General features: G+C 44.4%; 8 protein-coding genes and 1 pseudogene. 5 read left to right on the forward strand and 4 right to left on the reverse strand.

The features are described from left to right. Positions 1-2 precede the first annotated feature (2 nt). On the forward strand, positions 3-2,105 hold the full coding sequence (locus PG915_RS08655; RefSeq protein ID WP_353496161.1) for a DUF3466 family protein: 2,103 nt from the start codon (positions 3-5) through the stop codon (positions 2,103-2,105). Between the two features lie 165 nt (positions 2,106-2,270). Further along, positions 2,271-2,444, forward strand: coding sequence for a ribosome modulation factor (gene rmf, locus PG915_RS08660; RefSeq protein WP_042475718.1), 174 nt, complete (start codon positions 2,271-2,273; stop codon positions 2,442-2,444). A 126-nt stretch (positions 2,445-2,570) separates the two neighbouring features. Here rmf and fabA read toward each other — a convergent pair whose 3' ends face one another. Next, positions 2,571-3,089, reverse strand: a complete 519-nt coding sequence (gene fabA, locus PG915_RS08665; RefSeq protein WP_338164378.1) for a bifunctional 3-hydroxydecanoyl-ACP dehydratase/trans-2-decenoyl-ACP isomerase — start codon at positions 3,087-3,089, stop codon at positions 2,571-2,573. Positions 3,090-3,159: 70 nt separating this feature from the next. Then, on the reverse strand, positions 3,160-4,797 hold the full coding sequence (locus PG915_RS08670) for a Lon protease family protein (protein WP_353496162.1): 1,638 nt from the start codon (positions 4,795-4,797) through the stop codon (positions 3,160-3,162). 171 nt (positions 4,798-4,968) lie between these two features. Here PG915_RS08670 and matP point away from each other — a divergent pair, with 171 nt between their 5' ends. Together matP and PG915_RS08680 are read left to right on the forward strand one after the other, a co-directional pair. Beyond that, a complete protein-coding gene (matP, locus tag PG915_RS08675; protein ID WP_353496163.1) occupies positions 4,969-5,427 on the forward strand; it encodes a macrodomain Ter protein MatP in 459 nt (152 codons plus the stop codon). Between the two features lie 5 nt (positions 5,428-5,432). Continuing rightward, a complete protein-coding gene (locus PG915_RS08680; protein WP_353496164.1) occupies positions 5,433-5,744 on the forward strand; it encodes a DUF3634 family protein in 312 nt (103 codons plus the stop codon). A gap of 79 nt (positions 5,745-5,823) precedes the next feature. Here the strand turns inward: PG915_RS08680 and PG915_RS08685 are convergent, their stop codons facing one another. Next, positions 5,824-6,075 (reverse strand): hypothetical protein, encoded by a 252-nt coding sequence (locus PG915_RS08685; RefSeq protein ID WP_353496165.1) that lies wholly within the window; start codon positions 6,073-6,075, stop codon positions 5,824-5,826. Between the two features lie 927 nt (positions 6,076-7,002). Here PG915_RS08685 and PG915_RS08690 point away from each other — a divergent pair. Further along, a pseudogene (locus PG915_RS08690) lies at positions 7,003-7,134 on the forward strand (hypothetical protein); the annotation flags it as partial. Positions 7,135-7,341: 207 nt separating this feature from the next. Here PG915_RS08690 and PG915_RS08695 read toward each other — a convergent pair. Continuing rightward, the gene (locus PG915_RS08695) at positions 7,342-11,007 is read right to left on the reverse strand and encodes a tandem-95 repeat protein (protein WP_353496166.1); all 3,666 of its coding nucleotides are present in this window, start codon (positions 11,005-11,007) and stop codon (positions 7,342-7,344) included. Positions 11,008-11,030 lie beyond the last annotated feature (23 nt).

The raw sequence follows: 11,030 nt of genomic DNA on the forward strand, positions 1-11,030 counted from the left end.
TGATGAGTCGTAATAATTTTAAGTTTTCATTGATTGCTGCAAGTGTACTTGCAGCGACATCGAGCCATGCTGCTTTATATAAAGTGGTTGAGGTCGATCCTACTGGAAGTATCAAGTCTACCGGTGTATTTGTTGAAGCCAACGGAAGTGTGGTCACTGAGTTTTATGGTAGTGCGATAGAAAAGGCTGATGCGAGCAATCCAATGGGGTGTTTTGCCGAAGGGACAACATGTAGCGAGTATCGTTTGTATGGTGATTCTCGAAATGGTTCTGAAGGCCATTCGTATCGTCAAGAGATCCCATTTAACTACGATTCGTCATTCTTCTATACCGACTGGAACCGTAACCGCGATTATTGCCGTTCTGAATTAGGTTATCAAACCTGTGATCCAGGTTGGACTGATAAAATGTGGTACAGCTTTAGCGACGTTGGCGGTCTACTACGTGAGCGTGACGCGTTTTATAACTCGTCGCAAACGGGCTGGAACAATATTGCCGGTGAAGACAACTACTTCTCTAATGCTCATGGCTTTAGTGAAACCACGCCTTCATCTGATCCGGATCAAGCATCTACTGCTACGCGAATGGGCGTAACGCCAACTTCGGACTATAAACCGGGCGGTGTAGCGACACCAGATACCAACTCAGAAAACGTCGTTATCAATAGCCTGACGTCTGATCAAGGTATGGCTATTGGTAACACCAGCTCGGGTTACTACCGTATCAATGCTTCTGATGGTGCGAAAGGCAACTTAGCAACGGCATACCGTCATCGTGGTTTTGTGCAAAATGGCGATACTACGGAAATGTTGCTGCCACTCTTGGTTGAGTCACCAAACAGCGATCAGCGAATTACCAACCAAATGGGTCGGACTATGGGTTGGAGCAGTTTCAATTATGGTGGCAAAGAGTACATCGTAGGCAGTGCTGCGGTCGCTCCGTTTGACTACAACGACGATAATAAGAACTGGAATGGTGACCTGAATAACTGCTTGATCGAAGATCCGGCATCGCGATCTGATTGCCAGAATTTTGCTTTTGCGACTAAAACTGCTGTATGGGACTCAACCAATTTTGTAGCGGGCGCTTCAATCGTGTCTGATTGGCAAAATGGTGTACCAACCAACAACGATAAAAAAGCGTCACAGGGCAGTGCTCGTGGTGCTGTTATTGCTGCGCAAGATAGCGCTTCGGATAACCCGCGCAATGGAAAACCATTCCTTGTTGGTCTCAACACAACCGGTGATGGCTCAAATAGTTTCCTTCAAGCAACGGTATTTGTTCCTTCAACGACATTTGATCCAAGTGCGATCGACACATCACGCCAGTGGTCTCCAGTGACTGTAGAGAACGCCCGAATCAAGTCAGGTGATGACTTTATTTATAGCAACTCATACGCGACTGACATCAACAAGAACCTCGTGTTCTTGGGTGCGTCTAAGCGACGCGGTGATAAGCGAGAAAATGGTGCGGCGGCAAACCGTATGTTCTTGGGTCAAGTGAGCCTAAACAATGATGCGAATGGCAGTTTCTCTACACCATCTGCGCGTTATTTTGACGAACTTAATGGCAACAGCGGTATCTTCTTTCGTGGTGTAGGTGGTGAGCCTGGTGCAATTAACAACTACAACGAAATTGTTGGTGCAGTTGATGCTGAGCAATCAACAGAGTATTTTGGTAAAAAACGACGCCAACGCGGCTTTATTTACCCTTATAACACTACCGGAACGGATGCTGAGCGTTTGGCGGTTTTCCAGGGCAAACCATGGTTACTGGACGATCTAACCAATGGCGGTAGCTACAATACGAAAAATAATCAATACCGTATTGTCGATGCTGCTGACATCAACGATGATGGTGTGATTGCAGCAACCGCGCTTAAATGTGATGGCGGCTATGACACCACCAGTCATAACTCCTATTGTGGCAACGGCCAAAAGAAAGAGAAGCTCGTCGCAGTTAAGTTGATCCCGATCGCAAATGCAACATCAGCCGACATTCAAACTCGTGGTCTAGAAGCACCACCAGTTAAACGTAGTGGCGGTAGCCTCGGCTGGATGGCTTTGATTATGCTTGGATTCTTTGGGTTACGCCGTAACAAGTAGTCACAAGTGACAAAAATCCCAGCTTCACAATAGTGGAACTGGGATTTTTTTGTGTCTTGAGATCGGGCCAAAAATGAGCAATTATTAAAGAGGAGTCACAAAAGCTCCATAAATCTTTAATGATAGAAAGTCGGGAAACCGATTTTGTATAGCGAGGACCGTACTATGAAGAGACAAAAGCGTGATCGTCTAGAACGAGCTCAATCACAGGGTTACAAAGCTGGATTGAATGGGCGATCGATGGAAGCCTGTCCCTATCAACAAATGGATGCAAAGTCTTATTGGCTTGGCGGTTGGCGTGACGCGAGAGATGATAAACAATCAGGACTCTTCAAGTAGTCGGGAGCGAAATTGAAGTAACAAAGGCCTCAAGAGAGGCCTTTATAATGCGCACCTAGTGCACTATAACTAAATTTATGTGCTAAAAATAAACGACTCCGGAAAGTCGTTTATTTACAAAATAGCTTAGAAAGCAGAGGTGTCTTTAAATAGACCTACTTTAAGATCTTTCGCTACGTAGATCTCTTTACCATCTACCAATACGCGACCATCAGCAATGCCCATAACTAGCTTGCGGTTTACAACACGCTTCATGTGAAGTTCGTAGGTTACTTTCTTAGCCGTAGGTAGTACTTGACCGGTAAACTTCAGCTCACCTACACCTAGTGCACGACCTTTGCCTTCACCACCAATCCAGCCAAGGTAGAAACCAACAAGCTGCCACATAGCATCCAAACCAAGACAACCTGGCATTACTGGGTCACCTATAAAGTGGCAGTCGAAGAACCATAGATCAGGAGTAATATCCAGTTCAGCAACGATCAAACCTTTGCCAAAGTCACCTTCAGTTTCGGACATTTTTGCTACGCGGTCCATCATCAGCATGTTCGGTGCTGGAAGTTGAGGGTAGCCCTCGCCAAATAATTCTCCGCGGCTAGAGGCTAGAAGGTCTTCACGGCTATAAGATTCACGTCTGTTTTGCATTATTTATTACTCCAAATTTGCGTTAGGCCATCTTAGTGAACAGGTGTACGCTAGACAAGTCCGACCACGACTAGACAAACCAGTTTTTAATCCGTGTCACAAATGACTCTGGTATTTCATGTTTTTCAAAGTTTTCAATACGTTCGGCAATCTTGCCGATCACACTATCTTCGGTGTCACTTTTGAAAGGTTGACCCAATAGAAGTGGTATCACTTCGTCTACGTGAGTCACAGACCAAATGTGAAATTCTTCATTTTTGATGCTTTCAACGAGCTCTTTATTCAATGCCAGGTGCTGAACATTGGTTTTAGGCAAAATGACGCCTTGCTTGCCTGTTAAACCTTGGTGTTTACATACGTTATAGAAGCCTTCCACTTTCTCATTTAAACCACCTACAGCTTGAACGCGGCCAAATTGGTCGACAGCACCTGTAACCGCAATTTGTTGGTCAATTGGATAGCCAGATAGCGCACTCACTAAAGAACATAACTCTGCTAATGAAGCGCTATCACCGTCGACTTCACAATAAGACTGCTCAAACACAATAGACGCGGAATATGGTAGTGGGGCATCTAGGTCGAGTTCGGAAGACACAAATGCTTGCATGATCATCATGCCTTTGGCGTGAATGTTGCCACCGAGGTCAACTTTGCGCTCGACGTCTGATACATCGCCGTCACCAAAGTGCACCACACACGAGATACGAGCAGGCTCACCATAACTGATAGGGTGTCCTGGAATATCAATGACCGTTAAACCGTTTACTTGACCAACTTGTTTTCCTTGAGTTTCAATGACGACTTGGCCTTCCAAGATATCATCGATAGCCCGTTCCGGCAGATAAGACTCGCGGTTACGCTTCGCCTCGATTGCCGCTTCTATATGTTCAGAAGATATCGTTGAATTGTGACTGTACGATGATGCTTCACAAAGCATAGCTTTATGCCAATCAACCGAAAGTGGCCAGTATTGTTTGTCTTCTGTTTCGCGCGCGCCGGCTTGAAGCAGCTTTAAGTAGCCCGAACGATCAAGTTGCTTATCTGATAGAAATTGCGACATCATCGAGTTTACAAACGATAAGTATTGCTTGGCTGTTGCAGGCGTCACTTTCAAATCGTTCTCTATTTCAGTGTACTGCATAAAGCCGGATCGAAAGTCACTGTCGATAAAGTCTAGATCTGACAACTGTTCTCGATCACCAATAACGATAAGCTTAAAGTTCGATGAAAAACTAGGTGGTGTTAGCGCGGCAGTTTTGGTGTCAACCGATACACCATTGAGTTTTGCACCTTGCAATAACGCTTTCAAATTTGTCCAAACACCAAGACTTGCTAGTGCAGTTTGCGTCGATGAAATGAGAAAACCACCATTAGCTTGTGATACTAGACCTTGAGCAACAACAGGTTCGTTTTGCGATGTTTGGTATCGGTCAAACAACAAGTTTGGGTCAGCATCTTTACTGACGACAGTTTTGTGACCTAGTGCTTCAATATGATCGCTGACGAGCTGTCGATGAAACAAGTTGTCGCCATCTTTAATGATCAGTACTTTTGAAGGACACGCATCAGAGACGAAAAACGACAGTGCGGCTTTAAGGCGAGGCTGCAGTTCAATAGCGTCTAATGGGGCGAGAGTAGGTGCGTTATCGAGTAGATCGGCGAAATCGTTGTAAAGGGGGCAGACTTGTTGCCAAGGGACTTGATTCATTGGGTCGTAACTTAAGTTTAATTTGCACGAAGTATACAATGAATCGCCACTCAACGTTAGCTTTTCAACTGTTCATATAGCGAGCAAAATCCCATTAACTGAGCATTGTTATTGAGAAGTTTGGAATCTTGGGTTACGCTGTCACTGTAAACAGAGTAGGGATGCAAACCAATGAAATACCAACAACTTGAAAACTTAGAATGTGGTTGGAAGTGGCAGTATTTAACAAAGAAGTGGCGTGAAGGCGATAATATTACGCGTTACATTGATACCAGTGAGATCGAACAGGCAGTATCAAAGCTAAAGCAGCTAGAGCATGAACCTACTCTGGTTATTGAGTGGATCGATGAACATATGTCAGTTGAGCTCGACAATAAGCTTAAACAAGCGATTAGGGCTAAGCGTAAGCGCCATTACAATGCCGAGCAAATTCACACCAAAAAGAAGTCCATTGATTTGGACTTTCGCGTTTGGGAAAAATTATCTCATCGCGCAAGCGATCTCGGTTGTACGCTCTCTGAAGCCATCGAGTATTTGTTAAGTGAAGCGTCTCGGAGCGAGAAAGCCACGCAGAAAGTAAGCAGTTTGAAAGAGGACTTAAGTAAGCTATTAGGTGACGAAGGGAGGTAGTCGCTATGTTGTATGTCGTATTGCTTGGGGCGATCGTTGTATTTTGGCTAGTCGCTATTGATCGACCTTCTTTAGTTGTGCAAATGAAAGAAGGTGCAATCACTAAAACTAAAGGCCATTTGCCACCAACGTTTAAACACAATCTTAAAGATATTGTAGAACGAGATAAAACGACGGGAGACCTTAAGGTATACCAAACCCGTAGCGGTATGAAGCTCAAGTTTAGCAAGACAATTTCTAAGAGCATACAGCAAAGAATACGAAACATTTTTCCTCATCAAAGCTTCAAATCTAAAGGCAAGAAAAAGAGCCGTTAAGTATCGATATAAAAGGGTATTTCTGCCCTTTTATATCGTAATCTAATGCACTATAACTAACAGGTTTGATAGCTAATAACTAAGCTTTGGCCGCAATTTCTCGCTCATCCCAAATTTTCATTAACGTTCTACGCGATTCAGAATCGAGCATTTGGATCCTTCTACATGTCCAGTTCTCTGCAATATAGTCCGCCATTTCTAACGATACAGGGTTGTTATCCGTTAGGTAAGTCCCTAGCGCCGATTCTGCTTCTATTAAAGATAGACCCTCTACATCCCAGTTTTGGATACGAACGTAGCTGTTTTTGAACCATTCAATTGGAAGTGACATAGAAATCTCCTTTTCTAATATCTAATCATTATTTTTAAGACACTGTGTCTTTGCGTTGAATCTAGAATTGAATATTTGGATGGTTTTGTAAAGAGCAGGGTGAAATAAACTTAATAAAAATTTCTAAATATAATTTAGAGTTCATCTAGTGAATGGTTATTTTCATGTAATTTACGCTAGTGATAGATTGCCTTATCTTATCTTTGTTTCATATACACATGCTTTATAGGTGATGAAGCCCCGTATTCAAAGGGTTTGTGTTGGTGGTTTCTAATATTCATCGTAATTCTTTCGTTGGTTATACGACGTCGTCTCGTAAATATATATAATGCAAACCTATATTGGCTAATTCATAAGTTTTGATTTGATTATGTTGGTGGTAAATTGTTTGGGTGGCGCCTATATAGTGGGTCTATATGTTGTATTTTGATGGTTAATGCCTTTGTATTGAATTCGCTTTTCAATTGCTGATTATTTATTTGGGCTAGTAATAATCTGATTCATTAGCTGTGGGATATACGTGAGTAAAGAGCTTTTTATCTATATCCGAGCATCAGTCTATGAGGGAACGATAACGTGCATAGACATAGGTACTTAGACAGAGGTGTGGTTGTTTAGGTTTGTATTAGTCGCACCAAAGACAGCAGTTATTAAAGGGAGCCACTGGGTAAATAGACTAGTTATTCACAATCAGCAGTTTTTCAGAACTCGTATCAATAGCGGTGCCGTGCTATCAGTCAAGCGCTTAGCGTGAGCCAAGAAAAGCCGCGTTTTGTTAACGAAGCCATAAAGTATGAAACGGTTTAAGTGAACCGAAAAACTCCAGACGAATTACGACGGCAAAAGTCGCAAATTGCCGAACAGTGCATAATGTACAGTGGATGTGGTAATCAGCGGCTCATAGTAATGATTTAAGGCCAACAGGCTTGGGCTAACATAGCAAAAAAGTTTGAGAGCCTTGGAATCTCTAGATTTTCCATGGCGTTAGCGAGCGTTGGCTTGGTGGGATTTGGCTCTGGAGAACTTATATCTAAGTACGTATTATCTATCTTATGTTAAATATAATGTGCGTGAGCTTGAATTCTTCTATGTAAAGCTGCTCTACCTTCATCAGATGTACCGTATTTAACGATAATGTGGATTTACCATAAAATACCTAATAATCACATTACTTAATCACAGATTAGTAATGTGATTATTAGAAACAAAAAGCCCGTGCTTGTTTTCTAGCACGGGCTTTGAAGATTCTAGTCCACGCGTTAGTGACTAGAAGTTGTTGTCGTCGATATCGTGCTGACTTCCTCCCGATGATTGGTCTTCGTGACCGAAGCTTCCGGAATCATCAGTAAAGTCGACACCAGTATCGGTATTGTCGCCGGATGTCCAATCGCCGCTGCCACCTGCATCTTGTAGACCTGAAGTGTCTGTTGGAGCTTGGCTACTCGCTTGCATCGCATATTGATCATCAACTTCAATCGTTGTAGTTGCTGTTGCTCCTTCAATTGGTGTATCAAGTTCATCAACACCTTGGAATGATATTGATGCTTCACCTTCAAAGGTATCGCCTAGTGACATTGTCACAGGTTGCGACAAATCGCCAGATACTGTGTAAGTGCCGTCACCATTATCAAGTGCACCGCTAACTGATGCGCCTTCTGGAATACCAGAGAGCTCGACCTGTTCTACGCCTTCAGCTAATGTCACTTCATCTGGGATAGACAAGTTAACATCTGTGCCAGGTGCCGCGGTAACATCTGCACCCTCATCTTCAGTGTTAGTCTCATCTGCCGATGTAGCTTCAACGGTTTCTTGTACCGTTTCAGTATCTGCTGCAGCGCTTTCTGGCTCCGTGCTTGATGCAGATGTTGCTTCCGGTGCAGCTTCAACGTTCATTGTTGTTTCTAATGTTTGCTCTTCGCCTCCTGATTGCACGGTCGCTTCTAACGGGATGTCACCACTAAACTCTGGATCTGGCCAGAATGTCCATTGGTCATCACCGGACGGCACTAATGCACCTTCATCACCTGTGTAGTTGAGTTCAGACAAACTTGCATCGTCCGCAACATCAAGGTTTTGAAGAATCTGTTCGCCGTTGATGCCGATAGAGCCATCGTCGGATTGAGCTAATGGTTCAACTGATCCAGAAGTTTGTTCATCAACCGTGATATTGAAATGACTCTCAACTGAGTTTTCGCCATCACTAGCCACGAAGCCAATCTGTGCGCTGCCAGTATAGCCTTCAGCTGGAGTGAATTGATAACCACCCTGCCCGTCAGATTCAATGAGGCCTTCGCCTTCAAGCAGTGTGACGGATTCAATACTCATCTCACCCGTTTCAGAGCTTAAAGTACCCAACATGTCGCTATCGGTGAAGTTAAGTGGTTCACTTTCCTCAACGGTAGCAGAAGCAATAGACTCGATTTGTGGGCCATCGGTGATTTGTCCTTCATTCTCATGAACACCAATTGTGCTTTGTTCATCATGAAGAATACCGTCACGCTCTACTACATAGGCGAAGTCCACTTCACCAGTAAAGCCATCGGCAGGACTAAAGGTCCATGTACCATCACCATTGTCAACCATCGTGCCTTGGTTAGGATCAACCAAGTGAACCATTTGGATCGCATCGTCATCATTAGCATCGATGTTTTGCGCCATGCCAATCAAGTCCTCTTCAGTAAGAAAGATTGGTTCGCCCAGCGTTGTATCAAAGTCGCCGGAAATCTCACTACCTTCTGGTTCTGGTAACGGCTCATCACCATAGTCAACGGTAGTTGCGCTGACGGTTACGAAGAAGTTTCCTGAGAAATCTTCTGGCGGTGTTAACTGCAGATCATCGATGTTCCAATTAGTAATACTGATCATTTGTCCAGGCTCAGTAATAGTAACAGTATTATCACCATCACTGACTTCAAACCCGACAGGGAAACCAGTCATGACCAAGTTGCTGAGCATTTCTGAGTCATCAATTAGGTCAACGTTAAGTCCCAAGTGACCCGTTGAATCTTCGGAGAACACTAATGGCCCTTCGTGATCCGTGGTGATAACCGCACCGTCAGCGACAGGACGAACAAACACTGGTACGTCGAGTGCAGTTTCAAACTCACCATCGGAAGCGACAACTTGTAGCCCTGAAGTTCCCGCAAAATCACCCGTTGGTGTGAATGTCCAGGTACCATCACCATTGTCATTCAGGTCACCTGCGTCTTCTCCATCTGGCATGATAATGCGAGAAATTACTAAGTTTTCAGTATCGATATCGCCAAATAGGTCAAGCATATCGGATGAATCGAAGGTAAATGCCCCATCCTCGTTTGTGGTTAGGAAGGCATTGCCATCGTTAAATGGTGCATCATTCACCGGAATGACATCAACATTGAGCGAGCCTTCTGCTGTCGCTTCGCCATCTGAAATTTCGTAAGCTAATTCTACTAAGCCGTTAAAATCTTGCGATGTAACGAGGTGATACATGCCATCTGGCTGCTGTTGCAATTGCGCGTTCTGTGGCGACTTAACACTAATACTATCGAGTGTCAGTTCATCACCATCTAAATCACTTGCCTGTGCCAAGATGTACTCAGGGTCGATGACCATAACTTGGTCTTCTTCTCCCTGCATTTCTATTGAAGGTGCCTGAGGTTCATCGTTAACAGCAGCGATGTCAATATTGCCCTGAACCGCTGTTAGCTCTGTACCATCATCAACGTTAAAGTTGAACGGTACATCGCCGTTGTAGTTTTCTGTAGGTGTGAAGGTCCAAGTACCATCGGTATTGTCAACCAGTGAGCCAAATGACTCATCGATGGATAGGTCTTTGGCGGTTAAGTCATCGCCATCAATGTCTTGAGCATGCTTCAGCAAGTCTTCTTGAGAAATGATGATTGCATTATCTTCTACACCTTGAAGGTCAACTGGATCCGATGTCGCAGGGTCGTTAACTGGGTTTACAGTAAGATCTGCATTGGCAACGATCGTTTCGGTTCCGTCAGAGATATCAAAGTTCAGATCGATATCTCCGTTGAAGTTGGCATCTGGCGTGATGGTAAAGCTGCCATCACCATTGTCTGTTACTGTTGCATTGTCACCTGCTGAAAGATTCGATGCAGTAAGTTCGTCAACATCGACGTCTCCAGCTTGAGCTAGCAACTGCTCTTGAGTCAGAGTGATTGAACCGTCTTCATCGACACTGTAAGCGAGATCGCCGGATACAGGTGCGTCATTAATCGCGATAACTTCAATACCTGCCGTCGTACCTACGGTTGCCCCGTCTTCATCAGCGACAATGACGTCTAGTGACACATCACCATTGAAGTTCTCATTAGGAGCGAAACTGTAAGTGCCGTCTCCATTATCAGTAAAGATACCATCTGTGCCTGAGTAAGACACATCGCTGACACTCACCTCGCCTTCGACATCACTTGAATTAGCAAGTAATTGGTCGTCAGAGATGGTGATGATGCCATCTTCATTGACGGAGTATGTTGTAGAGCCAGCCACTGGAATGTCATTGACCGACTCAACGGTCACATCAATGTTGGCTTCAGTAGTCGTCGTACCGTCGCTCACTGAGAAGCTTAGGTCGACGTCACCATTGAAGTTTTCGTTTGGTGCGAAGGTATACGTACCGTCACCGTTGTCGGTGAACACACCTTCTGTACCAGAGTAGCTAACATCCGCAACAGACAGGTCATCACCATCAATGTCTGACGCGCCCGCTAGAAGCTGCTCATCAGTGAAGGTCAACGAACCATCTTCTTGGATGGTATAACCCACATCTTCCACAACCGCTGCGTCATTCACTGGATTTACAGTGAGGTCAGCATTCGCGACGATGGTGTCGGTGCCATCTGAGATGTCGAAGCTTAGGTCAATGTCGCCATTGAAATCAGCATCTGGAGTGATCGTGAACGAGCCATCTTCGTTGGCTGTCACTGTCGCGTTGTCGCCTGCTGCTT

Source organism: Vibrio sp. CB1-14, assembly GCF_040412085.2.
In the GTDB taxonomy this organism is placed as follows: Bacteria; Pseudomonadota; Gammaproteobacteria; order Enterobacterales; family Vibrionaceae; genus Vibrio; species Vibrio chaetopteri.

What these genes read in the sequence shown, in the direction of transcription:
- PG915_RS08655 (WP_353496161.1), top strand. Translation starts at nt 3, where the DNA reads ATGAGTCGTAATAATTTTAAGTTTTCATTGATTGCTGCAAGTGTACTT.
- rmf (WP_042475718.1), top strand. Translation starts at nt 2,271, where the DNA reads ATGAAGAGACAAAAGCGTGATCGTCTAGAACGAGCTCAATCACAGGGT.
- fabA (WP_338164378.1), bottom strand. Translation starts at nt 3,089, where the DNA reads ATGCAAAACAGACGTGAATCTTATAGCCGTGAAGACCTTCTAGCCTCT.
- PG915_RS08670 (WP_353496162.1), bottom strand. Translation starts at nt 4,797, where the DNA reads ATGAATCAAGTCCCTTGGCAACAAGTCTGCCCCCTTTACAACGATTTC.
- matP (WP_353496163.1), top strand. Translation starts at nt 4,969, where the DNA reads ATGAAATACCAACAACTTGAAAACTTAGAATGTGGTTGGAAGTGGCAG.
- PG915_RS08680 (WP_353496164.1), top strand. Translation starts at nt 5,433, where the DNA reads ATGTTGTATGTCGTATTGCTTGGGGCGATCGTTGTATTTTGGCTAGTC.
- PG915_RS08685 (WP_353496165.1), bottom strand. Translation starts at nt 6,075, where the DNA reads ATGTCACTTCCAATTGAATGGTTCAAAAACAGCTACGTTCGTATCCAA.